At 69.1% G+C, this 24,685-nt stretch carries 27 protein-coding genes; 18 read left to right on the forward strand and 9 right to left on the reverse strand.

The genetic code is table 11. From position 1 onward, the window contains the following. Window positions 1-16: 16 nt before the first annotated feature. A complete protein-coding gene (locus tag AVL48_RS40495) occupies window positions 17-145 on the reverse strand; it encodes a hypothetical protein (protein ID WP_279626629.1) in 129 nt (42 codons plus the stop codon). A gap of 17 nt (window positions 146-162) precedes the next feature. Beyond that, entirely contained in the window at window positions 163-927 is a 765-nt protein-coding gene (locus AVL48_RS06030) for a helix-turn-helix transcriptional regulator (RefSeq protein ID WP_061986374.1), read from the reverse strand. An 86-nt stretch (window positions 928-1,013) separates the two neighbouring features. Here AVL48_RS06030 and AVL48_RS06035 point away from each other — a divergent pair, with 86 nt between their 5' ends. The 9 genes from AVL48_RS06035 (at window position 1,014) to AVL48_RS06075 (ending at window position 11,847) form a co-directional block, all read left to right on the forward strand. Then, window positions 1,014-1,928 carry an LLM class flavin-dependent oxidoreductase gene (locus AVL48_RS06035; protein WP_061986278.1) on the forward strand — a complete coding sequence of 305 codons (915 nt, stop codon included), beginning with the start codon at window positions 1,014-1,016 and terminating at the stop codon, window positions 1,926-1,928. A gap of 56 nt (window positions 1,929-1,984) precedes the next feature. Further along, window positions 1,985-5,539, forward strand: coding sequence for a transcription-repair coupling factor (gene mfd / locus AVL48_RS06040; RefSeq protein ID WP_061986276.1), 3,555 nt, complete (start codon window positions 1,985-1,987; stop codon window positions 5,537-5,539). Window positions 5,540-5,606: 67 nt separating this feature from the next. Next, the gene (locus AVL48_RS06045) at window positions 5,607-6,611 is read left to right on the forward strand and encodes a hypothetical protein (protein ID WP_061986274.1); all 1,005 of its coding nucleotides are present in this window, start codon (window positions 5,607-5,609) and stop codon (window positions 6,609-6,611) included. After that, the gene (locus AVL48_RS06050; protein ID WP_061986272.1) at window positions 6,608-7,534 is read left to right on the forward strand and encodes a nucleoside triphosphate pyrophosphohydrolase; all 927 of its coding nucleotides are present in this window, start codon (window positions 6,608-6,610) and stop codon (window positions 7,532-7,534) included. The genes AVL48_RS06045 and AVL48_RS06050 overlap by 4 nt, the downstream gene beginning before the upstream one ends. A gap of 201 nt (window positions 7,535-7,735) precedes the next feature. After that, window positions 7,736-8,278 carry an RNA polymerase sigma factor gene (locus AVL48_RS06055; protein WP_061986270.1) on the forward strand — a complete coding sequence of 181 codons (543 nt, stop codon included), beginning with the start codon at window positions 7,736-7,738 and terminating at the stop codon, window positions 8,276-8,278. Further along, window positions 8,275-9,090 carry a zf-HC2 domain-containing protein gene (locus tag AVL48_RS06060; RefSeq protein ID WP_061986268.1) on the forward strand — a complete coding sequence of 272 codons (816 nt, stop codon included), beginning with the start codon at window positions 8,275-8,277 and terminating at the stop codon, window positions 9,088-9,090. Before AVL48_RS06055 ends, AVL48_RS06060 begins: the two co-directional genes overlap by 4 nt. Before the next feature lie 17 nt (window positions 9,091-9,107). Beyond that, window positions 9,108-9,911, forward strand: coding sequence for an ABC transporter ATP-binding protein (locus AVL48_RS06065; RefSeq protein ID WP_061986372.1), 804 nt, complete (start codon window positions 9,108-9,110; stop codon window positions 9,909-9,911). Next, window positions 9,908-11,284 carry a hypothetical protein gene (locus AVL48_RS06070; protein ID WP_061986266.1) on the forward strand — a complete coding sequence of 459 codons (1,377 nt, stop codon included), beginning with the start codon at window positions 9,908-9,910 and terminating at the stop codon, window positions 11,282-11,284. Before AVL48_RS06065 ends, AVL48_RS06070 begins: the two co-directional genes overlap by 4 nt. A gap of 11 nt (window positions 11,285-11,295) precedes the next feature. Continuing rightward, a complete protein-coding gene (locus AVL48_RS06075) occupies window positions 11,296-11,847 on the forward strand; it encodes a hypothetical protein (protein WP_082857568.1) in 552 nt (183 codons plus the stop codon). A gap of 20 nt (window positions 11,848-11,867) precedes the next feature. On the opposite strand, the gene AVL48_RS06080 is transcribed toward AVL48_RS06075, so the two are convergent. Further along, window positions 11,868-12,182, reverse strand: coding sequence for a putative quinol monooxygenase (locus AVL48_RS06080; protein ID WP_061986262.1), 315 nt, complete (start codon window positions 12,180-12,182; stop codon window positions 11,868-11,870). Window positions 12,183-12,246: 64 nt separating this feature from the next. Here AVL48_RS06080 and AVL48_RS06085 point away from each other — a divergent pair, with 64 nt between their 5' ends. Next, window positions 12,247-12,594, forward strand: a complete 348-nt coding sequence (locus AVL48_RS06085) for a MerR family transcriptional regulator (RefSeq protein WP_061986260.1) — start codon at window positions 12,247-12,249, stop codon at window positions 12,592-12,594. A 26-nt stretch (window positions 12,595-12,620) separates the two neighbouring features. Here the strand turns inward: AVL48_RS06085 and AVL48_RS06090 are convergent, their stop codons facing one another. From AVL48_RS06090 to efeU, 4 genes are read right to left on the reverse strand one after another with little or no spacing between them, the layout of a single operon-like run. Beyond that, window positions 12,621-13,031: a PPOX class F420-dependent oxidoreductase gene (locus tag AVL48_RS06090; RefSeq protein ID WP_061986258.1), complete on the reverse strand. Its 411-nt coding sequence runs from the start codon at window positions 13,029-13,031 to the stop codon at window positions 12,621-12,623. A gap of 34 nt (window positions 13,032-13,065) precedes the next feature. Continuing rightward, window positions 13,066-14,331: an iron uptake transporter deferrochelatase/peroxidase subunit gene (efeB, locus tag AVL48_RS06095; protein ID WP_061986257.1), complete on the reverse strand. Its 1,266-nt coding sequence runs from the start codon at window positions 14,329-14,331 to the stop codon at window positions 13,066-13,068. After that, window positions 14,328-15,458, reverse strand: a complete 1,131-nt coding sequence (gene efeO, locus AVL48_RS06100) for an iron uptake system protein EfeO (protein ID WP_082857569.1) — start codon at window positions 15,456-15,458, stop codon at window positions 14,328-14,330. Before efeO ends, efeB begins: the two co-directional genes overlap by 4 nt. Window positions 15,459-15,460: 2 nt before the next feature. Next, a complete protein-coding gene (gene efeU, locus AVL48_RS06105) occupies window positions 15,461-16,303 on the reverse strand; it encodes an iron uptake transporter permease EfeU (RefSeq protein WP_061986253.1) in 843 nt (280 codons plus the stop codon). A gap of 273 nt (window positions 16,304-16,576) precedes the next feature. Here efeU and AVL48_RS06110 point away from each other — a divergent pair, with 273 nt between their 5' ends. After that, complete coding sequence (locus AVL48_RS06110; RefSeq protein ID WP_061986251.1) at window positions 16,577-17,284, forward strand: lysozyme family protein; 708 nt, start codon at window positions 16,577-16,579, stop codon at window positions 17,282-17,284. Here AVL48_RS06110 and AVL48_RS06115 read toward each other — a convergent pair. Next, window positions 17,257-18,177 carry an NAD(P)/FAD-dependent oxidoreductase gene (locus tag AVL48_RS06115; protein ID WP_061986249.1) on the reverse strand — a complete coding sequence of 307 codons (921 nt, stop codon included), beginning with the start codon at window positions 18,175-18,177 and terminating at the stop codon, window positions 17,257-17,259. The genes AVL48_RS06110 and AVL48_RS06115 overlap by 28 nt on opposite strands. 54 nt (window positions 18,178-18,231) lie before the next feature. Here AVL48_RS06115 and AVL48_RS06120 point away from each other — a divergent pair, with 54 nt between their 5' ends. Then, complete coding sequence (locus AVL48_RS06120) at window positions 18,232-18,801, forward strand: helix-turn-helix domain-containing protein (protein WP_061986247.1); 570 nt, start codon at window positions 18,232-18,234, stop codon at window positions 18,799-18,801. Between the two features lie 45 nt (window positions 18,802-18,846). Here the strand turns inward: AVL48_RS06120 and AVL48_RS06125 are convergent, their stop codons facing one another. Beyond that, the gene (locus AVL48_RS06125) at window positions 18,847-19,260 is read right to left on the reverse strand and encodes a tetratricopeptide repeat protein (RefSeq protein WP_061986245.1); all 414 of its coding nucleotides are present in this window, start codon (window positions 19,258-19,260) and stop codon (window positions 18,847-18,849) included. Window positions 19,261-19,332: 72 nt separating this feature from the next. On the opposite strand from AVL48_RS06125, the gene AVL48_RS06130 reads away from it, so the two are divergent. The 6 genes from AVL48_RS06130 to AVL48_RS06155 all read left to right on the forward strand — a co-directional run bounded on the left by AVL48_RS06130 (window position 19,333) and on the right by AVL48_RS06155 (window position 24,600). Continuing rightward, on the forward strand, window positions 19,333-19,821 hold the full coding sequence (locus tag AVL48_RS06130) for a VOC family protein (RefSeq protein ID WP_061986370.1): 489 nt from the start codon (window positions 19,333-19,335) through the stop codon (window positions 19,819-19,821). Window positions 19,822-19,912: 91 nt separating this feature from the next. After that, a complete protein-coding gene (eno, locus tag AVL48_RS06135) occupies window positions 19,913-21,199 on the forward strand; it encodes a phosphopyruvate hydratase (RefSeq protein ID WP_061986243.1) in 1,287 nt (428 codons plus the stop codon). Window positions 21,200-21,388: 189 nt separating this feature from the next. Then, on the forward strand, window positions 21,389-21,748 hold the full coding sequence (locus AVL48_RS06140) for a septum formation initiator family protein (RefSeq protein WP_143104850.1): 360 nt from the start codon (window positions 21,389-21,391) through the stop codon (window positions 21,746-21,748). 61 nt (window positions 21,749-21,809) lie between these two features. Continuing rightward, a complete protein-coding gene (locus AVL48_RS06145; protein WP_425266097.1) occupies window positions 21,810-22,286 on the forward strand; it encodes a DUF501 domain-containing protein in 477 nt (158 codons plus the stop codon). 184 nt (window positions 22,287-22,470) lie between these two features. After that, on the forward strand, window positions 22,471-23,637 hold the full coding sequence (locus tag AVL48_RS06150) for a lytic transglycosylase domain-containing protein (protein ID WP_061986237.1): 1,167 nt from the start codon (window positions 22,471-22,473) through the stop codon (window positions 23,635-23,637). A gap of 9 nt (window positions 23,638-23,646) precedes the next feature. Beyond that, entirely contained in the window at window positions 23,647-24,600 is a 954-nt protein-coding gene (locus AVL48_RS06155; protein ID WP_061986235.1) for a Ppx/GppA phosphatase family protein, read from the forward strand. The last annotated feature ends 85 nt before the right edge of the window (window positions 24,601-24,685 follow it).

Here is a 24,685-nt window from a genome sequence, read left to right on the forward strand (position 1 = left end):
CGCCGCCCGTGCTCGTCTACCTCGTTTGCGGCACGCTGATCTTCCTGAAAACCGCGCTGTTGGCGAGGACCAGCTCGCCTTCCTGAGGGCCGGGAGCGGCCGAGATGCCGTACCGGCGGTTCGTGCCGAGCTGCTCTTGGGTCACGCCGGCGCCGCCTTGGGCTAACGGGTCAGGATCTCGGCGGTTTCGGCGTCGGCGGGCAGGAACGTCTCCAGTTTCAGTTCCGACACCGTGACGTCGGCGGCGGTCGCGAACGTCGTGATGGCCGTGATCAGCCGCAGCTCCCCGGCCGAAGTGGACAGGCGCATCGGGACGGCGAACCCGAGGTGATCCGGCCCTGGCGGCCCGGGCTCCGGAACGTAGCCTTCGAGTTCGGCCAGCAGTTCCGTGAGCCGCTCGTCGGGGGCGTGCGCGATCTCCTGCGTCAACCGCTCCAGGATGTGCCGGGCCCAGTCCGCGAGGTTGCGCACCCGCGGCGCCATCCCCTTCGGATGCAGCGCGAGCCGCAAGGTGTTGACCGGTTCTTCCAGCAGTTCCGGCGCCACGTCCTCGAAGAGCAGGTCGAGCGCGTCGTTGCGGGCGACGAGGACGCCGTAGCGGTCGACCACGATGGCCGGATACGGCCGGTGCCCGTCGAGCAGCCGCCGCATGCCGTCGAGGACCGGCCGCAGCCTCGGATCGTCCAATTCGGTTTCGGGGAAACCGGGCGCGAACCCGGCCGCGAGCAGCAGACCGTTGCGTTCGCGGAGCGGGAGTTCGAGCGATTCGGCGACGCGCAGCACCAGACCGCGGCCGGGGATCGACCGGCCGCCTTCCAGGAAACTCACGTGCCGCTGGGTGGTACCGGCCCGGAGCGCCAGTTCCAGCTGGGACAACCGCCGACGCTCACGCCAGCCCCGGAGCGCCGGGCCGAATCCGGAAACCATGGTCGTCATCTTGGCCGAGTCGCGCGCGGCGCCGCCATTCCCTCGAAGGAATTGAGGTGATTCCCGGCCGCGGCGATGCTTCCGGCATGAAATTCGGTCTGGTCGTCCCCACCTATCGGTCCATCCTCGACGCCGGGCGCACCGCGCCGGAAATGGTCGCCATCGCGGTCGAAGCCGAACGCCTCGGTTTCGATTCGGTCTGGGTCGGCGACACCCTCGCGAAGGCGCCCATCGATCCCCTGACGTTGCTCGGCGCGTTCGCCGCCAGAACCGAACGTGTCACGCTCGGTACCGCCGCGCTGCTTCCGGCGCTACGGGATCCGCTGCTTTCCGCGAACGCGATCCTTTCCCTCGATCTGCTCAGCCAGGGCCGGATCACGCTGGGTGTCGGCGCCGGGTTCGCGGGCCGCAGCGAACCCGAATTCGCGTTCACCCGGGTGCCTTGGGAACGCCGACGTGCCCGGCTCGACGACATCGTCGCGTTGTGGCGGCACGTCTGGAGCGGGAAGAGCGGCCCGTTCCACGGCGAAGTCCTGCGTTACGACACTCTTCCGGAGTACCCGGAGCCGTACCGTCCCGGTGGCCCGCCGGTGTGGCTGGCCGCGTTCACGCCGGGTGCGCTGGAGCGCGCGGGGCGGCTCTACGACGGTTGGCTGCCGTACCCGCCCGACGTCGCGGACTACTCCGACGGGCTCGCGAAGATTCGCGAAGCAGCCGTACGGCCGGTGACACCCGCGTTGTTCGCGACGGTCCTCATCGAGGATGACCCGATCAGGGCACGCGAGCGGCTGGAGGACTACGCGCAGCGGAACTACGGCGTCCCGCTGGACTTCGTCGAGAAGATCCAGGTGCAGATCGCGGGCAGCCGGGACGAGGTCGCCGCGAGGCTTCGCGAATACACGGACGTGGGCGCCGAACACGTGCTGATCCGCATCGCCACGCAGGAACCAGCCGAATTCGACGAGCAGCTTCCGAAAGTGGCCGAGGCACTGACCAGGTAATCGCGCGGCGGACTGTCGGTGGCCCCACGTAGGCTGGGACGGTGACAAACGCTCCATTGTCCGGACTCCTTCATTCCATCCTTCCCGATCCGGCTCTGCGCGGGGTCGTCGAGCGGGCCGGTGCCCCCTTGCTCGAACTGCAGGGCGCGATCGCGACCCGGCAGCTGGTCGCGGCCGCCCTCGCCGCGGACGAGGGCGCCGGCCGCCCCGTGCTCGCGGTGACGGCCACCGGCCGCGAGGCCGACGAACTGACCGCTTCGCTGACGTCGTTCCTCGGCGAAGGCGCCGTCGCCGACTTCCCGTCCTGGGAGACGCTGCCGCACGAGCGGCTGTCCCCGCGGGCGGACACCGTCGGACGGCGGCTGGAGGTGCTGCACCGGCTCAAGACCGGTGACGACGACCTGCGCGTCGTCGTCGCGACCGTGCGCAGCCTGATCCAGCCGATGGCGCCCGGGCTGGGTTCACTCGCGCCGATCGACCTGGTCGTCGGCGAGGAGCAGAGTTTTGAAGGCCTGCTGGACCGGCTGGTCGAACTGGCCTACACGCGGGTGGACATGGTCGAGAAGCGCGGCGAGTTCGCCGTGCGCGGCGGCATCCTCGACCTGTTCGGGCCGACGGCGCAGCATCCGGTGCGGGTCGAGTTCTGGGGTGACGAGGTCAGCGAGATCCGCGCGTTCGCGGTCTCCGACCAGCGGTCGCTGCCGGGGGAGATCCGGCACGTCAGCGCGCCGCCGTGCCGTGAGCTGCTGCTCACCGAGCCGGTACGGGCGAAGGCGGCCGAGCTGGCGACGACCTACGAAGCGGACGCCCAGCTCACCGAGATGCTCACCAAGCTGTCCGGCGGGATCCCCGTCGAGGGGATGGAAGCGCTCATCCCCGTGCTGTGCGAAGACGACCTGGAGCTGCTCACCGACGCGATGCCCCAGGGCACGCACGTGCTGCTGGCCGATCCGGAAAAGATCCGCGCCCGCGCGGCCGACCTGGTCCGCACCGGGCAGGAGTTCCTCGAAGCGTCCTGGACCACGGCCGCCGCGGGCGGTCAGGCGCCGATCGACCTCGGCGCCTCCGCGTACCGGGGCCTCGCGGAGGTCGCGAAGCACGCTCAGGAGACGAAGCGGCCCTGGTGGACGCTGACGCAGCTGGCCAGCGACGACCCCGACGTCTACCGAGTCTCGATCGAGGCCGCGCCGAACTACCGCGGCGAGGTCGAGCGCGCGACGACCGACCTGCGCGCGCATACGGCCGCGGGCGGGACGGCCGTGCTCGTCGTCGCCGGGCACGGCACCGCGGCACGCGCGGTCGAGCAGCTGTCGGCCGGTGACGTGCCCGCGACGCTGGCGGAAGGACTCACCGGCCCGCCCACGGCCGGTGTCGTGACGGTGACCTGTGGCGGTCTGTCGGACGGCTTCGTGTCGCCGGAGCGCGCGCTGGTCGTGCTGTCCGAGTCGGATCTGACCGGGCGGGGCTCCGGCGCCGGAACGTCCACAAAGGACTTCAGCACCAAGATGCCGTCGCGGCGCCGCAACGCCGTCGACCCGCTCGCCCTCAAGGCGGGCGACTACGTCGTGCACGACCAGCACGGCATCGGGCGGTTCGTCGAGATGGTGCAGCGCACCGTCGCCGGAGCCACCCGCGAATACCTGTTGCTGGAGTACGCCTCCTCCAAACGCGGACATCCCGGCGACCGGCTGTTCGTGCCGACCGACCAGCTCGACGAGGTCTCCCGCTACGTCGGCGGCGAGCTGCCGACGCTGAACAAGCTCGGCGGCTCCGACTGGAAGAACACCAAGGCCAAGGCGAAGAAGGCGGTCAAGGAGATCGCCGCCGAACTGGTGCAGCTCTACGCCGCGCGGCAGGCCGCGCCCGGGCACGCGTTCGGGCCGGACACCCCGTGGCAGAACGAACTCGAGGACGCCTTCCCGTTCACCGAGACCAACGATCAGCTCGCCGCGATCGACGAGGTCAAGGCGGATATGGAACGCGGCGTCCCGATGGACCGGGTCATCTGCGGCGACGTCGGCTACGGCAAGACCGAGATCGCGGTGCGCGCGGCGTTCAAGGCGGTGCAGGACGGCAAGCAGGTCGCGGTGCTCGTGCCCACGACGCTGCTCGCGCAGCAGCACCTCAACACCTTCACCGAACGGATGAGCTCGTTCCCGGTGAAGATCAGGGGCCTTTCGCGGTTCACCAACAAGACCGAGTCGGACGCGATCCTGGAGCAGCTGGCCTCCGGCGACGTCGACATCGTGATCGGCACGCATCGCCTGCTGCAGACCGGGATCCGGTACAAGGATCTCGGCCTGGTGATCGTCGACGAGGAGCAGCGGTTCGGTGTCGAGCACAAGGAGCACATCAAGGCGCTGCGGACGCACGTCGACGTTCTGACGATGTCGGCGACCCCGATCCCGCGGACGCTGGAGATGTCGCTCGCCGGAATTCGTGAGATGTCCACGATCCTGACCCCGCCCGAGGACAGGCACCCGATCCTGACCTACGTCGGCGCGTACGACGACAAGCAGGTCGGTGCGGCGATCCGGCGTGAACTGCTGCGCGACGGCCAGGTCTTCTATGTCCACAACAGGGTTTCCTCGATCGAGAAGGCCGCGAAGCGCCTTCGCGAGCTGGTGCCGGAGGCGCGTGTCGTCACCGCGCACGGGCAGATGAACGAGGACAAACTCGAGAAGATCATCGAGGGGTTCTGGGAGAACGAGTACGACGTGCTCGTCTGCACCACGATCGTCGAGACCGGGCTGGACATCTCGAACGCCAACACGCTGCTGGTGGAACGCGGCGACCTGCTGGGGCTCGCGCAGCTGCACCAGCTGCGCGGCCGGGTCGGGCGAGGACGCGAGCGCGGGTACGCGTACTTCCTGTATCCGCCGGAGGCACCGCTCACCGAGACGGCGCACGACCGGCTGGCGACCATCGCGCAGAACACCGAACTCGGCGCGGGAATGGCCGTCGCGATGAAGGACCTCGAAATCCGCGGCGCGGGCAACATCCTCGGCGCGGAGCAGTCCGGGCATATCGCGGGCGTCGGGTTCGATCTGTACGTGCGGCTCGTCGGCGAAGCGGTCGACGCGTTCCGGCGGCACGCGGGCGCGGACACGCCGGAGGAGGAAGAGCTCGCCGACGTCCGGGTCGACCTCCCGGTGGACGCGCATATCCCGCACGACTACGTCCCGGGGGAGCGGCTGCGGCTGGAGGCGTACCGCAAGATCGCGGCCGCGCCCGACCAGGCCGGGCTCGACGCGGTGCGCGAAGAACTGATCGACCGCTACGGCCAGCCGCCCGCCCCGGTGCGGCGGCTGCTCGCCGTCGCCGCGTTCCGGCACCACTGCCGGGCGGCGGGCGTCACCGAGGTCGCCGTACAGGGCACGTCGATCCGGTTCGCGCCGCTGCCGCTGGCGGATTCGCAGCTGGTTCGGCTGAAGCGCTTGTACCCCAAGGCTCTCTTCAAGGCCGTGACGAACACGGTTTCCGTGCCGAAGCCGACCGAGGGCGCGGCCGGTGGCCGCATCGGCGCGCCGGCGCTGCGGGACGAAGAGCTATTGGACTGGTGCGCGAAACTGCTGACGAATCTGATGAAGTCACCGGCGCCCGTCGCGTGACCGACCGAAATCCCGAGCCACGACCTGGTTCTCTCACCGAGGCCGGTATGAGAGGGTATGCGCTGTGATGCGGATCATGGGGCGCCGTCGCGCGCTGGTCGGGGTTCTTGCCGGTTCTCTCCTCCTCGCCGGATGCAATGCCGGACCGGGGCAGGTCGGCGCGGCGGTGATCATCGACGGCGCGTCCGTCCCGGTGGATCGCGTGCAGCAGATGATCGACAAGGCCGTCCGTGAACATCCGTACGGGCAGCAGCTCGCCAAGGAGCACAAGCTCGATCTGGTCGGCCGGGAGATCGTGCGGCAGGAGATCCTCCACAAGCTGACCGAGCGCGCGGCGCGGCGTGAGGGCATCCGGGTCGACGAGTCCCTCGTCATGGCCGCGCTGCAGAAGGATCCACTGGCGACGCCGATGGAGGCCAAGCAGCAGGACGCGCCCGAGACCAGCGTCGAGCAGCTCGTCGCCCGCGTGCGGGATCATCGCGAAGCCCTGATCGACGCCGCGTTGCAGAGCCAGCTCGGGCTGAAGTACCTGGACAAGCTTTCCGTCACGTTCGATTTCAGCTCGGTCTCTTCGACCGACGCCACCGGCGGCGACGCGGACAAGCTGCGTGAGCAGGCGATCGAGAAGGCGCGGCGATTCGCCGCCTCGCCGAACGCCGCCGCGGAGCTGATCGCGCAGGACCAGCAGACGAGCGACACGCAGGCCGGTGCCGGCCAGAAGCTGCCGGCGATGCAGTCGCCCGCGACCGCGGCCACCGTCCTGTTCGGTATCCAGCCGAACACCGTCGCCGCGTTCCAGCCGTCGCCTCAGCAGCCGTTGTGGGTCGTCGTCGTGATGCGTGAGCGGACCGCCGACAAACCCGTCGCTTCGGATCAGGCCACCCAGCCCAGTGCTCAGCAGCTGGCCAAGGTCGGTGTCCGGCTCCTCCAGCCGTACCTCGACCAGGTCGACCTCAAGGTGAACCCGCGTTACGGCGTGTGGGATGTTGTGGAAATGAACCTCGCGGCCAACGAAGCTTCGAAGAAGGGCATCGTGCTGCCTGTGCACGGTGCCGCCCCGCAACAGCGGTGAGCGCTGCCGTAGTCGTGATCGCCCGCGGGGCGACTCTGCCCGCCGCGGCACTCCCGATCCTGCGAAGCAGCGAAGCCGTGTATGCGGCATCCGACGTCGATCCCGCCGTTTTCGGGGTGCCTCCGCTCGGTGACGCGCAGGTGCGCGACCTCGTGCTCATCGCCGGTTCGCGAAGGGAACCGAAGGCCGCGGCGTTGATCAGGTCGGGCGCGCGGGTACTCGAAGCGCCCGTTCCGCCGCTGGTCGAGGCCGCCGAGGTGATGGACCGTCTTCGGTCGCCGGGTGGCTGCCCGTGGGACGCGGTCCAGACGCACGAGTCGCTGCGCCAGTACCTGGTGGAGGAGACCTATGAGCTGCTCGACGCCATCGAAGAAGGCGATCGGGCCGCTCTGCGCGAGGAACTCGGCGACGTCCTGCTGCAGGTGCTGTTCCACGCGCGTGTCGCTGCCGAGGACGCGGGAGATCCGTTCGGGATCGACGAGGTCGCCGCCGACCTGGTCGCGAAACTCGTCGGACGCCACCCGCACGTATTCACCGACGCCCCACGGGTCGAGAGCGTCGATCACCAGAACCTCAAATGGGAAGAACTGAAACAGGCGGAGAAGAGCAGGCAGTCCATTGTGGATGGCGTCGCGCTCGGTCAGCCCGCCGTGGCGCTGGCCGGGAAGCTCGGCCAGCGCAGCGGCCGCGCCGGGATCCCGCTCGACCTGTTCCCCGAAGGTTCCGAAGCCGCGGCCCAGTTGTTCCGGGTGGCCGCGATCGCTCGCCGAGCGGGCGTCGACCCCGAAGGTGAGCTTCGCGCCGTCGCGAAACGGTTCGCGCGCGACATCCGCGACGCGGAGCAGGCCGCCCGCGACGCCGGTCTCGAACCGACGACGCTCGAAGCCGACGGCTGGCGCAAGTTCTGGCCGAGGATGTTTTAGATACCTACGCCGAGGAACTCGACCTTCCCACCTTCCCCCAGTACATGATGGCCCCCTTCCTTGCGCCAGGCGCAAGGAAGGGGGCCATCATGTACTTCACGCGAGCAAGCCGTAGGCGACGAAGTGGCCCAGAGCTTGCCGCTGTGATGCGGAACACAATCGAGTGAGAACCGTTTCCATGATCCCGGCGTCTTGCTGGTTGTGAAGGGAACGGAACCGGACGAAGAGCAACTCGTCCGCCGCACGGCGAAGGGTGACCGAGCGGCGTTCGAGGAGCTTTACCGCCGCACGTCACCGTGGCTGGCCGTACGCCTGCGTCGTCGCTGCGCCGACGAGCAGATCGTCGCCGAGGTGATGCAGGAGACCTATCTCGCCGTTTGGCGGGCGGCCGGGGCGTTCGCCGGTTCGGCCGTCGGCGGGAGTGCCGTCGGCTGGTTGTGGACGATCGCCGCGCGGCGGCTCGTCGACGCTTTCCGCCGCCGGGCGCGGCACACGCAGCCGCTGCCGGTCGCGGAAACCACCGTCGCGCCGGCCGCCGAGGACGAGGCGCTGGCCGGGTCGGTCGGCGACCACGTCGGCGACGCGTTGCGCCGGCTCGCTCCCGAACTACGTCAGGTCCTGCAGGCCATGGTGCTCGACGGGCTGACCGTCCGCGAGACCGCGGTCCTGCTCGGGCTGCCGGAAGGAACCGTCAAAACCCGCGCCAGGCGGGCTCGGATCGCGATGCGGGAGGCGCTGTCGTGAACAAGGAACACGTGTCCCCACAGCTCCTGACCGGTTACGTTCGCGGGGACGCCGGTCTGGCGGGCGACGACGTCTGGGCGGTCGAAGCCCATCTGGAGTCGTGTGCGGAGTGCCGGGGACGGCTCGCCGCGCTCAGCCTGCCCGCGGTGTCGACGCTGGTGGACGACGTCTGGGCCGGACTCGGCCCGAAACTGGCCGAAGCGGGGCCGCAGCCGATGCGAAGCCGGTGGGCCGGGCGGCTGCACACCTGGGTGACGCCGGTGATGCTGCCGTGGCTGCTGATGATCCTGCTGATCCCGGGAATCGGCTTCGCGCTGGACTGGCTCGGCTTCACCAAGAACGAGGACTTCTCGTTCGTCCAGCTCTTTTCACCGGTGTTGCCGGTGCTCGGCGTCGCGGTTTCGTGGTCCAAGGGCCTCGATCCCGCCTACGAAATCGTCACTTCCTCGCCGAGGGGTGGCCTCTACCTGGTGCTGCGCCGCACGACGGCGGTCCTCGCCGTCGTCCTGCCGACCCAGGCCCTCACGGGCTGGCTCAGCGGTGCCGGCTTCGGGCTCGGCCTCCTGCCGAGCCTGGCCTTCACCACCGGGACGCTCGCGCTCGGCGGGCTGATCGGGGTGACACGGGCGGCGTACGTCCTCGCCGGGATCTGGGTGGCGGTGATCCTGGCTCCCGCGGTGGTTTCGGAAGGGCAGGTCGCCGCACTCGAACCCCGGCTTCTTCCGGCGTGGGGCGCGGTCTTCGCGCTGACCGCGGCCGTGGTGGCGTTCCGGCGGAACGCCTTCGGTGTGCTCACCGGAACCGAACGATGAACGAAGGAGAGAACATGATGCGTGCTGTCGGGGCCGCGGAGGTCGCGCCGACGACCTACGCGTGGCAGATCAAGGCGGAGGGGCTGAAGGTCCGGGTCGGCAAGCGCAAGTTCGCCGTGAACGGCCTCGACCTGGAACTGGGGACGGGGGTGCACGGTCTGCTCGGCCCGAACGGGGCCGGGAAGACCACGCTGATCCGGGCGCTGGCGACGGTACTCCGGCCGGCGGAGGGAGGGCTGGCGCTGCTCGGTGCTTCTGTCGGGGGACTCACCGATCAGCGCCGCCTGCGCCGCCGGATCGGTTATCTGCCGCAGAATTTCGGTTTCTACAAGCGGTTCACCGTCCGCGAGTTCGTCGAGTACATCGCTTGGCTCAAGGAGATGGCACGAGAGGACATCCCGGGCGCGGTGCAGCGGTCGATCGAACGGGTCGGTCTCGCCGATCGCGCCGACGACAAGATGAAGACGTTGTCGGGCGGGATGGTACGGCGGGTCGGGATCGCGCAGGCGATCGTGAACGATCCGGATATCCTCCTGCTGGACGAGCCGACCGCCGGGCTCGACCCGGCGCAGCGCGTGCGGTTCCGGGAGCTCATGCAGGAACTGGGGCGCGACGCCTGCGTCGTCGTCTCGACGCATCTCGTCGAGGACGTCGCGACAGCCTGCACCGACGTCGTCCTGTTCGAAGACGGGAAGCTCGTTTTCCAGGGGACTCCGGACGAGCTGGCCGCGGCCGGGAGCGAGGAGTACGTCGGCGACAGCCCGATCGAGCGCGGCTATTCGGCGTTGCTGGGGCACGAGCCGGGGAAGGGGAACTGGTGAACACGCGTGTGTTGCGGACCGAACTCCGCCGTTCCATCGCCCCTTGGGCGACGCTCGCGATCCTCGTGGTCGCGTTCGGCTTCCTGGTTTCGTTCTCCGGGCCGTGGTCGAAGGGACCGCTCGCCTGGGACGAGCACTGGACGCTGGCCGCGGAGTGGAGCCGGTTCCTGCTGGTGTTCCTGTGGCCGATCGCGATCGGCGCCGGCGTCATCCAGGGGATGCGCGACAGCCGGTCCGGCATGGTCGAACTCCTGACCACGACGCCGCGTCCAGGATGGCACCGGGCGGCGAAACTCGCCGCCGCCTTGGGTGGGCTGCTGGTGCTGGGCTATCTGCTGATCTTCGCCGTCGGCGCCGTACAAGTGCTCTTCAGTGGCGCGTTCTTCACCTTCGGCTGGCTGCCGATCGTGGGGGTCGGGGTACTCGCGATGCTCGCCGGCGCCTGGATCGGACTGGGAATCGGCCGGTTGCTGCCGCATCCGCTGACCGCGCCCGCGGTGGCCGTCGCCGCTTTGGTGGTCGTGATCGTGTTCCAGGTCGTCCCGTCGGCGGGCAGTGCGTTCGAAGGGGCCCTGCCGCTCCGGCTCGTGCTGCTTTCTCCCGCGATGGACGTCTTCAAGGATCCGTTTCTGACCACCTCGGGCCGGATGAATCTCGGACAGGCGGTCTGGCTCACCGGACTGGCGGTGACCGGCTTCCTGTTCCTGGCGACGCGCTCGAAACGAACGAAGGCGCTCGCCGTCGTGCCCGCGCTGGTGGCGGCCGCGATTGCGATTCCCGTTCTGCCGGGGACCACGGCCGAAGCCAAAGTCGTCGATCCCCTGGCGACGGCGAAGGTCTGCGATGGCCCGGTCTGCGTCACCCGCATGCACGAGGCCGAACTCGCCCGTATCGCGGGCCCCGGCAAGGAAGCGTTGCGGCTACTGAGCACACTGCCGGACGCGCCGGTCAAGATCGTTCAGCTGGACCGGCGGCTGGAGCCCGACGAGGTTCCGCCGCGTGCCGCCGACACGATCTACGCCGACCTGATGGATTGGCCGCTGCGCGTGGCCATCGAGCCGAGAGACGTGACACGCGTGCTGGTCGGCGGAGCCGGGACCCCCTCCTGCTATTCCTCTCGCGGTTACGACAAGTCCTTTTTGGACGAAATCGTCGCACGGACGATCGCGGCGAGCTGGTTGCTCGGTGAGTGGAAACTGGTCAACGGGGAAAGTGCCTGGTTGAGCGAGCAGTCCGAGGGAGAGGTCGCCGGGAAGTGGGAGGCCTTCCGTGCCCTGCCACCCGACGTCCAGCGCGCCCGGATCATCGCGCAGCGACAGGCGGGGCTGACCTGCCAGGGCAAGCAGCTCGACATCCTCCTCGGCGGCGCTTGATGAGGTGGGCGGTGCTGTACGCCCGTTCGCGCGCCGTGCCCGCCTCCCTCGCGGCACTGGTGGTGAGCATGGCGGTGCTGTGGTCACTGGCGAGGGATTCCTGGTCCCTGACCCCGGTTTCGCTGGCGCTCACGGTGGCGGTCGCGGTACCCGCCATCGGCCTGAGCGGACAGGACGCCGACCTCGACCGGACCGCCGCGATCCGCTGGCGGCCGCGGCGAGGACTGCATCTCCTGCTGATCGGCGGCCTCGCCTTCGGCGCCGCGCTCCTGCCGCGGCTGTGGGAGACGGAGCGGGTGCCGGTGGAGATCATCGCGCGGAACGCGGGCGGGTTGCTCGGCCTCGTCGGGATCGCCGCGATGCTGTTCGGCGGGGCCTACGGGTGGACGTTGCCGCTGCTCGCGTTCGCGGTCGCGTTCTTCACCCCGCCGGGGACCGACACCGGGACGCTGGTGGCGACCTGGCTCCTGCAACCCGCCGACGTGGCCGCGGCCACGTGGACCGCGGTGGTGCTCGCCGTCGCCGGATTCGGGACCTACGCGGTCTTCGGTGGCCGTCGCTGACCGCGCCACGGTCCCGTCGATCACGCCGGATAGGGACTTTTCATCGTGCCGAAATAGGCCTCGGGTGCTCCGTCGATGTGCTCGGGCAGTTCGGCCATGAAGGCGCGCAGCAGCGGAGTCGCGTTGTGCCGGTCGAGGTCCTCCTGCGAACGCCAAACCTCGTAAAGAAAGAACCGGCCGTCTTCCTGTTCGTGGAGGTGGTACTGAAGGCTGCCTTCGTGCCCTCGCGACGGTTCGACGAGGTCCATCAGGAGCTTCCTGAGTTCGTCGGCGTGTCCGGGCTTGGGGGTCAGGAAGCCGTAGAGGGAAACCGGCGCGGTCGAAATAGTCGTCATGCGATCGACGTTAGGAGCTGACACCAGTGTGAGATTCAAGGCGCGGTCCTGTGAGGTGGGTCATATGAAGATCGGGGAGTTGTCCCGCGAAACAGGCGTGGCCGTACGTCTTCTCCGCTACTACGAGGCTCAGGGGCTGCTCACCTCCCGTCGCAGCGAAGGCGGGCACCGCCTTTACGACGCCGCGGCCCCCGCCACCGTCGCCCGCATCCGCACCCTGCTCGCCGCCGGACTCCCCACCAAGGTCATCCACGAACTCATGCCCTGTTTCGTCGGTGACGGCACCGAACTCCAGGCCTGCGTTCTCGACCACCTCAGAACCCAGTACGCCGAGCTGGATTCCCGGATCGCCGACCTCACCCGAGCCCGCGCCGCTCTGGGAGGCATCCTCGAAACCTCCGTTCGCGCCTGAACCGGCTTCACGTGACAGCGTCTCCGTCACACGTTCCGGTTGTGCGGAACGAGATCGAGCGGGTCGTGGTCCGGGTCGTCGACGCCGAGGCTGATGATCCGCGAGGGATGGATCCGGATCACCGCGCCGTCGAGGTGGCCGTCCGGGGTGCGGGCGCCGGTCAGCGCCTCGGCGCGGCCGCGGATTTCGAGGCACCGGATCCTCGGCGGGTCCTGCGAAGGCATGTCGTCCACCACGAACGCGGCTTGCCCGTTGGCGGCCACGTTCCGGAACTTCTTGCTCTTCGCCAGTTCGTAGCCGGTGATGTCGATCGTGCGGGTTTCGGGGTTGTAGACGTAGCCGACCGGGCTGACCTGCAGGGTGCCGTTCGGCTGCGCCGTCGCGAGCCGCCCCAGTCCCTGGCCGGCGAGGTAGTCGAGTTCCGCTTCACTGAACATGGCGTTCAGTGTGCGACCTCCACTTTACTGGAGGTCAAGAGAACAGGCCTTCGCCCCAGAAACCACCTTCGCGCACGCCTGGAGGAACGGCGAAATGGGCGGATCCGGTGTGCTGCAGATACTCCATCATCGCGTCCTTCGACGACAACGCCTGCTGCATCGGCACGAACTGCTTGCGCGTATCCCGGTTGAACGCGAGGAAGAACAAGCCCGCTTCGAGGTGTCCGACACCGTCGGACCCGTCGACGAAGTTGTAACCGCGGCGCAGGATCCGCGCCCCGTTCAGGTTCTCGTGCGAGGCCAGCCGGACGTGCGAGTCCGCCGGGATCAGCTTCTCGCCGCCGGCGCCGCCCACGTGGAAATCGGGCTCGTCGAACTCGGCGGCCTGGCCGAGCGGGGCACCGACGCCCTTCGACCGGCCGACGATGCCTTCCTGGCCCTGCAACGATTCCCGATCCCAGGTTTCGATGTGCATCCGGATCCGGCGGGCCACCAGGAACGTCCCGCCCGCCATCCACGGCTGTCCGTCTTCGGCCGCCGCCCACACCTGGTCGCGCAGGACGTCGGTCTCCTCGGCCTTGATGTTGCGCGTCCCGTCCTTGAACCCGAACAGGTTCCGCGGCGTGGATTGCGCCCGCGACGTCGACGAGCTGCGGCCGAACCCGAGCTGTGACCAGCGCACCGCGGTGACGCCGAAGCCCAGTCGCACCAGATTCCGGATCGCGTGCACCGCGACCTGCGGATCGTCCGCGCACGCCTGGACGCAGATGTCCCCGCCGCCACGCGCGGGGTCTAGTTTGTCCTGCGGGAACAGGGGGAGGTCGATCAGCGCGGCCGGACGTTTGGCCGCCAGGCCGAACCGGTCGTCGAACAGCGAGGGGCCGAAACCGATGGTCAGCGTCAGCGAAGACGCCGCCAGATCGAGCGCCTCGCCGGTGTCGCTCGGCGGGGCGGCGGGGGCGCCACCGACGGCGCCGCCCGTTCCGACCTCCTGGCCCGCGGTCATCCGCCGGGCGGCGTCCGTCCACGTCCGCAGCAGTTTGACCAGCTTTTCGCGGTCCTTCGTCGTCACGTCCAGCGCGACGAAGTGCAGGTTTTCCTGCACCGGCGTGACGATCCCGGCCTGATGCTCGCCGTGGAACTCGACGACGTTCTGCGCCGCCTGCGCCGGGTTGTCGCCGCCGAGGAGCCTGTCGGCGCCGTATGCGGCCGCCGCGCCGGTCCCGACGAGAGCGGCACCCGCTCCCGCCATGCCGAACAGCTTCCGGCGGGAGACGCGGGTGTGCTCCGCCTCGCTCATTGCGCCGCGACCTCCGCCACCTTGCTCAGCGGTTCGCTCAGCGCGTCGACCGCCGACGCGAATTCCTTGATCTGGTCCTGGCTCAGCGCCGTGTACAGCTTGAAGCCGTCACCTTCGCGCTGCTTGTCCAGCAGCACCTGCACGTTGCCGAACTCCTTGTCCAAAGTAGACACCAGTGCCGGGTCCTTCGCTTGCAGCAGCGGGCGCAGCGAGTTGATCGCGGCCTTCGAGCCGTCGAGGTTGCCCTGGAAGTCCGAGAGGTCGGTGTGCGAGAACGCCTCCTCCTCGCCGGTGATCTTGCCGGTGGCGATCTCGTCGAGCAGTTCCTTGGCGCCGTTGGCCAGGTCGAGCGCGTTCAATTCGAGCGCCGCCGACTTGGTGACCAGTTCCTTGACGTCGGCGAGCAACTGGTCGGCGATCTGGGCGGTGTCCGGCTGGAGCCCGGTCACCCAAAGGTCCTTCTCCAGGCGGTGGAACCCGGTGAACTTCTGGCCCGGTTCGAGGTCGGCCTCACGCGCGTCGATCTTCGGGTCCAGGTCACCGAACTTCTCGGCCACCGGTTCGACCCGTTCGAAGTAGACACGGGTGCGGGCGTACGCGGCCTTCGCCTCGTCGACCTTGCCCGCCTTCACGACGGCGACGAACTTGGTGGTCTCCTCCTCGAGCGCCTTCGTGTTGTTCGCGACGTACTCCGCGTAGCTCTTGACCGCCTGCGCCTTCTGCGAGTTCGGGTCGGCCTGCTTCGCGGCGCCGCCGGTGACGGTGAACTCGCCCCGGATGCCGCCGCCGGTCATGCCCGGCTTGCACGCGGTCTGGTACTTGCCGGCCTCGGCGACCTCGACGATGAGCCGCCGGTTCAGCCCCGGCGCGATGTTCTCGACCTCGCCCATGATCCGGTCGCCCTCGGCGTAGAGGTAGAACTCGGTGACCTTGCTGCCCTTGTTCGTGATCTCGAAGGTCACCGGGCCCGCGTTCGCGGTGGTGGCCGAGACGGCGCACGCGGTGTCCGAGGCTTCGACCTTGATCGGCCCGCCCGCGGCGGCGGGCTTCTCCTCGCCGCCGCCACAGGCGGTGAGCACCAAGGCACCGACGCCGGCGAAGGCGGCGAGAGGGAATCGACGAGACACGGTCACTCCTTGACTGCGGCCGCGGCGGGAGCCGCCACGACCTTCTTCTTGGGCCTGAGGAACAAAGGCAGCACGATGGCCACGTACGCGAGCCACGCGACGGCCTGGAGCACCGTCGTCTGCTGCGAATAGTTGAAGATCCCCTTGAGCAGCGCGCCGTACCAGCTCGTCTCCGGCAGTACGGCCGACGCGTCGAACGCGAGCACGGTCAAACCGGGCAGGAAGGCGGCTTCCTGCAGGTCGTGCAGGCCGTAGCCGAGCACGCCCGCCGCGACGAACACCAGCAGGACACCGGTGACGGTGAAGAACCTGCCGAGGTCGAACCGGACGGCGCCGCGGTAGATCAGGTACGCCAGCACGATCGCGACGAGGATGCCGCTGGTGAAGCCGATCAACGGCTCGGTCGTCCCGCCCTGCGCGGTCTGCACCGTCGAGTAAAAGAACACCGCCGTCTCCAGGCCTTCCCGGCCGACGGCGAAGAAGGACAGGACGAGGACGGCGAGCGGGCCGACGTCGAGCGCTTCGTCCAGTTTCCCCCGCAGTTCGGCGGCGATCGTCCTCGATGCCTTGCGCATCCAGAAGATCATCGCCGTCACGAAGCCGACCGCGACGATCGACAGGGTGCCGCCGAGCAGTTCCTGCTGTTCGAAGGACAGCTGCGCGGTGGAGTAGGTGAGGATCGCGCCGATCCCGACCGACAGCAGGACCGCCACGCCGACACCGAGCCACACCCAGCGAAGCGCGTGCCGCCGTTCGGTCTTGACCAGGAACGCGACGAGGATGCTGACGACGAGGGCGGCCTCCAGACCTTCGCGCAGGCCGATGAGCGCACTCGCGAACCACACGTCGTTCTCCCTGGTCGTCTGACTGAACCTCCTGGTTTTAGGTAAGGCTTCCCTGAAAGTCCAGCGGGAGTGACGTGACCCGTAAGCGGACGAAACGCTTGAAGAGACCTTGATCGGACACGGCTGTCGCAAGCATCCCCAGGTCAGGGTGGCCGGAGCTCGGCACATAACGAATCGGCCGCCGAGGACCGATCATCGATCCGGTTTACCGACAGTTGGCTTCGTAGCCCGAACGGGGCACCGCTCGGCGGTGCGGCGAAGTAACCTGACCGCGTGGCCGAAACCACCCAGTCGAGCGCCGACACCCCCGAGTACTTTTCGCGTCCTCTGCCGCCGTACGTTTCCAGGCTCGCTTTCGCCGGTGGTCTCGTGCTCACCGGCGTGGTGCTGATCATGACCGTCGGGGTGCAGCGGCCGGGCGGCGAGGAGCCGCCCCCGCCGCCGCAACCCCAGCCCGCGCTCGCGGTGCCCGACCAGAAGCCGCAGCCCGGGGTGGCGACGCCGCGGGCCGGGCTCGCCGCGCCGCCCGACCGGCCCACCGTTTCCGACGCCGCCGAACTCGAGACCTGGGCGAAACGGGTGGCCTCGAAGACCCGGCTCCCCGTCGCCGATCTGTCCGCTTACGGCCGGGCCGAGATGTGGCTCCGGCGTCAGAAACCGGGCTGTCACCTTTCGTGGGCGACCCTCGCCGGGATCTCCCACGTCGAGGCGGCGCAGGGCAGGCCGGGCCCGATCACGCTGGCGCCCGACGTCTGGGCCAAGCACTCCATGCGCGCCACCGGCGACGGGAAGCGGCCGGATACGAAGAACCTCGACGACGCCGCCTTCGCCACCGCTCGCTACCTGTGCGCCGACGGCGACGACATCGCCACTCCGGCGGGCTGGTGGAAGGCGATGCGGGTCTTCAACCCGGCCGTCCCCTACGTCCAGGAAGTCTTCAGCGCGGCCGACGCCTACGCGGACGCCAGCGTCGCGCCCTGATCTTCCAGGACCAGATCGAAGTTGAGCGCCGACGCCATCTTGTAGGCCTCCCCGGCCGCGACGACCAGCTGCGCCATCGGATCGACGACGTTGCCCGCCGCCCAGAAGCCGTCCACCTTCGTCCGGCCCTGCGCGTCCACCGCGACGAAACCGTCTTGGGTGCGCTCGCAGCCGATTTGGGCGAGAAGCTTGTCGTGCGGGACGAACTTCGGGCCGACGAACACGACATCGCGTTCGACGAGTTCGCCGTCGACGAGCCGGACCCCGGTCAGCCGGTCGTTTTCGACGGCGAGTTCGGACACCTTCCCGTCGACGATCCGGATGCCCAGCCCGGTCAGTTTCTCCCGGTCCTCGGCCGAGATCTGCTGTGTGTGCGTGAAGAACGTCAGGTCCTTGCTCCACTGCCAGACGATCAGTGCCTGGTGGACCGACTTCTCGGAGGTGGCCAGCACGCCGAAGCGCTGATCGCGCACTTCCCACCCGTGGCAGTACGGGCAGTGCAGCACGTCGGTGCCGAAGCGCTCCGCGACGCCGGGGACGTCCGGCAGTTCGTCCGCCAGTCCGGTCGTCACCACGATCCGGCGTCCGCTGACGACCCGCCCGCTCGCCAGTTCCACCGCCTTGTCGCGCCTTAGCCGGTGGACCACGTCCTCGACGATCTCGACGCCGTAGCCGCGGACTTCGTCACGGCCTATCGCCAGCAGTTCTTTGGGTGGAATGCCGTCCCTGGTCAGGAAACCGTGCGCGTGCGCGGCGGGCGTGTTGCGCGGGGTGCCGGCGTCGATCACGACGACCTCGCGCCGCGCCCGGCCGAGGACCAGCGCCGCGCTGAGCCCCGCCACGCCGCCACCGATGATCACTACGTCGAATTCGTTGTTCATGGTCCCGAGCATCCGGATTCCGCGGAAGTGTGGCAAAGTTCTTTGCCGATTTGGCAAACTGGGTTCATGCAGGACATCGAACGGCGGCTCGCCGAGGTCGGCCCGAGGCTCAAGCAGCTTCGCAAGGAACGCGGCACCACCCTCTCCGCGCTCTCGGAGGCGACGGGGATCTCCGCCAGCACGCTCTCCCGGCTCGAATCGGGCTCGCGCAAGGCCACCCTGGAACTGCTGCTGACGTTGTCGGAGGCGCATCAGGTCCCGCTCGACGAACTGGTCGGCGAACCCGAGCCCAGCGACCCGCGGATCCGGATGAAGCCGCAGAAATTCGGCCGGTTCACCGCCTGGCCGCTCAGCGCGCAGCCAGGGCAGCCGCAGGCGTTCAAACTGCTGATCCCGGTCGAGGACATCGAACCGGTGCAACGGACGCACGAGGGCTACGAGTGGATGTACGTCCTCAGCGGCCGTTTGCGGGCGGTGCTCGGCGACCGTGACTTCACGATGGGGCCGGGCGAGGCCGCCGAATTCGACACGCGGGTGCCGCACTGGTTCGGCAGTGCGGGGCCGGGGCCGGTGGAACTGCTGGTGCTGTTCGGCAAACAGGGCGAGCGCGCCCACCTGCGGGCCAAGTCGAAATGAGAGCAAAGGTCCCTTGCTCCCGCGACGACGGCGGCGGGGCCTGGGTCAGTCCCGCAGCGCGATCCGCGCGCTGACCTCGCTGATCGCTTCCAGGTATTCCGGGATCGGATGCATCGCCGACGCGATCCGCATCTGCGCGAGCGCCTCGGTCAACCGGCCGAGGCGCTGGAGGGTCCGACCCAGCACGAACCGCGCGTAATGATCGGTGGGGTCCAGTTCCAGCACCCGGGTGAAGGCGCGTTCGGCCCGGCGCAACTGTGCGGAGTGGAAGTACGCGCGACCGGCCAGCAACTGCACGCTCGGTTTGTCGGTTTCGTCCTCCAGCAGCGGCTCGAGGGCCTTGAGGGCGTCGAGCGGCCTGCGGCTTTCGACCAGCGCCTCCGCCTGTCGGAAGGCGCGGAACCGGGATTCGCCGGACGAGTCCGGACCGGTTTCTGGGGCGGGTTCGGCATCCATCATGGTCCGCTCCACGATACGCCGGGGCAGGGTCGTTCACGAGGCGCTGAAACGGTCATGGTGGACTGTCTCGCCATGAGCAGTGCCGAAGCGGATAGGCCCGAGAACGAGTCCGGCTACGTCGGGCTCGCGCCGTACCTCTACTACACCGACGCGACCGAAGCGGTCGAGTGGCTGGTCAGAGTGTTCGGGTTCACCGAGGAGGTGCGCTTCGCCGACGCCTCCGGTGAAGTGTTCCAGGCCACGCTGTGCGCCGGTCCGGCGAAGATCCAGCTGGCCGGGGTCGGTCCCGGATACTGGGAGGCCAAGGGTGTCGACGGCCCGGTCGGCCAGCTGAACATCGTCTACGTCCCCGACGCCGACGCCCAGTACGAGCGGGTCCGCGCCGCGTTGGGCGACGACGCCGACCTCGACGCTCCGCAAGATCAGCCCTACGGTGCCCGCGTGTTCACCGTCTCCGACATCGGCGGCAACAGCTGGACGTTCTGGCAGCAGTTCTCCGACACCGTCGAGCTCCCCTCGGGCTGGCGGGAGATCCGGGCGCACGAACCGCCTTCGGAGTGAGCGCTGTGGCGCGTGCCTCCAACGGGTGAACAGCGCCGACGGCTAGGCTGGGGCCCGTCACCGCAGGCACAACCCACATGAGGAGCATGGCGTGGCGCTCATCGAGCAGGTAGGCGCTCGCGAGATTCTGGACTCGCGAGGCAACCCGACGGTCGAAGTGGAGGTGGCTCTCGACGACGGCACGCTCGCGCGGGCCGCGGTCCCCTCGGGTGCCTCCACCGGCGAACACGAAGCCGTCGAGCTGCGTGACGGCGACACCGGCCGGTACAACGGCAAGGGTGTCGAGCGCGCGGTCGCGGCCGTCCTGGACGAGATCGGCCCGGACCTCGTCGGCACCGACGCCGTGGACCAGCGCATCGTCGACCAGAAGCTGGTCGACCTCGACGGCACCCCGGCGAAGTCCCGTCTCGGCGCGAACGCCATCCTCGGCGTCTCGCTCGCCGTCGCGAAGGCCGCCGCCGAATCGGCCGAGCTGGAACTGTTCCGCTACCTCGGCGGGCCGAACGCGCACGTGCTGCCGGTGCCGATGCTCAACATCCTCAACGGTGGCGCGCACGCCGACACCGATGTGGACATCCAGGAGTTCATGATCGCGCCGATCGGCGCCGAGTCGTTCCGCGAGGCCCTGCGCTGGGGCACCGAGGTCTACCACTCGCTGAAGTCGGTGCTGAAGGGCCGCGGCCTGGCCACCGGTCTCGGCGACGAAGGCGGCTTCGCGCCCAGCCTGAAGAACAACCGCGAGGCGCTCGACCTGATCCTTCAGGCGATCGAGAAGGCCGGATACGCCCCGGGCCGCGACGTCGCGCTGGCGCTCGACGTCGCCGCGACGGAGTTCTTCTCCGACGGCGCGTACACCTTCGAAGGTGCGAAGAAGAGCGCCGAGCAGATGTCGGCCTACTACGCCGAACTGCTGCGCGACTACCCGCTCGTGTCCATCGAGGACCCGCTGAGCGAGGACGACTGGGACGGCTGGGTCCAGCTGACCGCCGAGGTCGGCGAGAAGGTCCAGATCGTCGGCGACGATCTGTTCGTCACCAACCCGGACCGTCTCGAAGAGGGCATCACCCGCCGCGCCGCCAACGCGCTGCTGGTGAAGGTCAACCAGATCGGCACGCTGTCGGAGACCCTCGACGCGATCTCGCTGGCCACCTCCTACGGCTACAAGTCGATGATGAGCCACCGGTCCGGCGAGACCGAGGACACCTTCATCGCCGACCTCGCCGTCGCCACCGGTGTCGGCCAGATCAAGACCGGCGCCCCGGCACGCGGCGAGCGCATCGCCAAGTACAACCAGCTGCTGCGGATCGAGGAGACCCTCGCCGACGCGGCCCGGTACGCCGGCGACCTCGCGTTCCCGCGGTTCAGCCCGGAGGGGTAAGCAGGCATGGCGGACCGGGGGAGGGCGCGGACCCGTCGTAGCGGGCGCGCGGGTGGCGGAGGCGGCTCCAGCAGGGGCCGCCGACCGGAGCGCGCCCGGCGGACCACGACGACGGAGGTCCGCGCCCGAACCCGGCTGCGCCGCAGCCTCGCGGCGAAACGCGCGTCGGGCGCCGCGAAGGTGCTCGGCATGTCCACCACCCGCCGGGCCGCGGTGGTGGCGATCGTGGTGTGCGCGCTCGCGTTCACCATCGCCGTCCCGCTGCGCACGTACCTCAGCCAGAAGTCCGAGGTGAGCGAGCAGCAGCAGTTGCAGTCCGAACTGCAGCGGAGCGTCGCCCAGCTGGAGGGCCGCAAGGCCGAGCTGAGCGACCCGGCGCAGATCGAGGCCGAGGCCCGCAAGCGGTTCGGTTTCGTGAAACCCGGTGAGACGCCGTACATCGTGCAGCTGCCCGAAGACAAGGCGCCCGAGCAGGGCGAGCAAGGCCAGCAGCCGGTGCCCGCGGGCTCCTGGTACGAGAAGCTGTGGGATCAGGTCGCGGGCGGCTGAGCTCGGGGCCCCGGTTAGCCTTGGTGGCGTGAACAGCACGGAAAAGTCTTCTTATGAGCCTGTGACCGACGCCGACCGCGAGATCATCGCGGAACAGCTCGGCCGGGCACCCCGTGCGCTGCGCGCCGTCGCCGCGCGCTGCCCGAGCGGCCACCCGTCGGTCGTGCAGACCAGCCCCCGCCTCGACGACGGCACTCCCTTCCCGACGCTCTACTACTTGACCTGCCCGAAGCTGACCTCGATGGTCGGCACCCTCGAGGCGTCCGGGCTGATGAAGGAAATGACCGACCGGCTCTCGGAAGACCCCGAGCTGGCCGCCGCCTACCAGCGGACCCACGAGAGCTACCTCGCCGAACGCGACGCCATCGATTCGCTCGGCCACGAGGTCAGCGCGGGCGGGATGCCCGGTCGCGTCAAGTGCCTGCACGTCCACCTGGCGCACACGCTCGCCGTCGGTCCTGGAGTGAACCCGTTCGGGGACGAGACCCTCGCGCTGCTCAAAGCGAATGGGTGGCCGTCGGGCGACTGTCAGGGGTAACACCCGCCCCGCGGGTACAGATAGTTCCTCCAGGTGGGTTAATTCACCCGTTGAAGACCGACTGGTCTCCCCTTTAGGGTGAAACCGGTCACCGCATGCGGCAGGCTGGGCACCAGGTGCGGGTTTTCTGGGTGGGCAAGGAACGGATTCGCCGGATCGCGATCCGCCGGGAGGGTTCTGAGGTATGCGCGTGAGGCACGTGCCAGGCGCGGTGACCGGTCATGTCCGGAGACTGTGTCTCCGGCACCGCACGATCGCCGCGGTGGCCGGGGGTGTCCTCGCCATCGTCCCGGCCGGTGCCGCGGTCGTCGGGGCCGGCAGCTGGGCCGCGACGGCGAGCACGATCCATTCCGACGACGTCGCCCTTGTCGGCGGCTATGACCCGAAGAACCCGCTCGTCCAGCAGATCGGTGTCGACGGCAGCCTGCCGAACGCGCCGACCCCGCTCCCGCTCCCCGCGGACGAACTCCCCAACGGACCGCTTGGCATCCCCGTGACCGCGCTCGCCGCGTATCGCAAGGCCGCCGACATCCTCATCGCCGAACAGCCCGGTTGTCACATCGACTGGGCGCTGATCGCGAGTATCGGCCGGATCGAGTCCAATCACGCGCGCGGCGGTTTCGTCGACGCGAAGGGCAACACTCTCGAACCGATTCTGGGCCCGCAGCTCAACGGTGCCGGTCCGTTCGCGGCCATCCCGGACACCGACGGCGGCAAATACGACGGTGACGCCGTCTGGGATCGCGCCGTCGGCCCGACGCAGTTCATCCCGTCCACGTGGGCCGCTTACGCCTCCGACGGCAACGATGACGGCGAGTCCGATCCGAACAACATCTTCGACGCGGCGCTGGGCACCGGCCGGTACCTGTGCTCGGGCGGGCTCGATCTGTCCAAACCGGACCAGTTGCGCGCGGCCGTGTTCCGCTACAACAACTCCGACACGTATGTGAACACGGTCATCATCTGGGCCGAGGCCTACCGCACGGGCGTGCTGCCGACGCCGGACAGCAAGGTGCCGATCGGCGCGCCGAACGCCGCGGCCGCTCCGCCGCCTGCTTCGGTGCCGCCGCCTCCGGTGCCGCCGACGCCGCCCGGTTCGGTGACGCCGCCGCCTTCGAGTTCAGCGCCGCCGACGATCTCGAAATCGTCCACGTCTCCGTCGAAGCCGGGAACCACCTCGAATACCTCGACTTCGCCGACCACGACGCCGCTTCCGCCCTGTCCGACTCCGACAGCGTCGACGACGCCGTCCAGCTCGTCCAGCCCGACGACTACCCCGGCGCCGACTTGCACCCCGTCACCACCGGCGGGCAACTCGTCCGGCGAGAATTCGGTGAAGCCGACTGGCTAGGCTGAACGTATGCCTCGTGTTGCCGCGATCGACTGTGGGACCAACTCCATCCGTCTGCTCGTCGCCGAGCTGACCCCCCGCCACGACGGGACGGTCGACCTGCGCGACCTGCACCGCGAGATGCGGATCGTCCGCCTCGGCCAGGGTGTGGACGCCACCGGCAGGCTGGCCCCCGAGGCGCTCGAACGCACCCGTAAGGCGCTGGCGGACTACACGATCGCCGCGCGCCGCAAAGGTGTCGAGAAGGTCCGCATGGTCGCGACGTCGGCGACCCGCGACGCGAGCAATCGTGATGAGTTCTTCGCGATGACGCGTGAGGTGCTGGGCACCGAGGCCGAAGTCATCAGCGGCGACGAAGAGGCCCGGCTGTCCTTCACCGGCGCCGTCGGCGAGCAGGACCCCGACGACGGCCCGTTCGTGGTGGTCGACGTCGGCGGCGGCTCGACCGAACTCGTCGTCGGCACCTGGGACGGCCGCCAGGCCGAGGTCATCGCCGCGAAGTCGGTCGACATCGGCTGCGTGCGGATCACCGAACGCGCGCTGAAGTCCGACCCGCCCTCCGCCGCCGAGATCGCCGAAGCCCGCGAGCTGGCCGCCAAGGTGCTCTCCGAAGCCTTCGACGTCGTGGACGTGTCCACGGCCAAGACATGGATCGGTGTCGCCGGTACGGTCACCACCCTGACCGCGGTGGCACAGGGCCTCTCGGAGTACGACTCCGAACGCACCCACCTCTCGAAGCTCTCCCACGCCGACATCGACCGGGTCGCGCGATCGCTTCTCACGGCCGACCACGCGACCCGTGCCGCGAACCCGGTGATCCACCCCGGCCGGGTCGACGTGATCGGCGGCGGATCGGTCATCGTGCAGGTGCTGGCCGAACAGTTCGCCACGCGCAGTGGTCCCGACGAGTTGGTGGTCTCCGAGCACGACATCCTCGACGGGATCGCGCTCTCCCTGGCCTGAGAATGTCGATTTCTCTTATGTGACGCCATTTCTTTCGGTGATCACTCGGTGACCTCCTGTCCGGGTTGGGCCGTTCGGCGCAGCA

It is taken from the genome of Amycolatopsis regifaucium (assembly GCF_001613935.1).
GTDB classification, from domain to species: Bacteria; Actinomycetota; Actinomycetes; order Mycobacteriales; family Pseudonocardiaceae; genus Amycolatopsis; species Amycolatopsis regifaucium.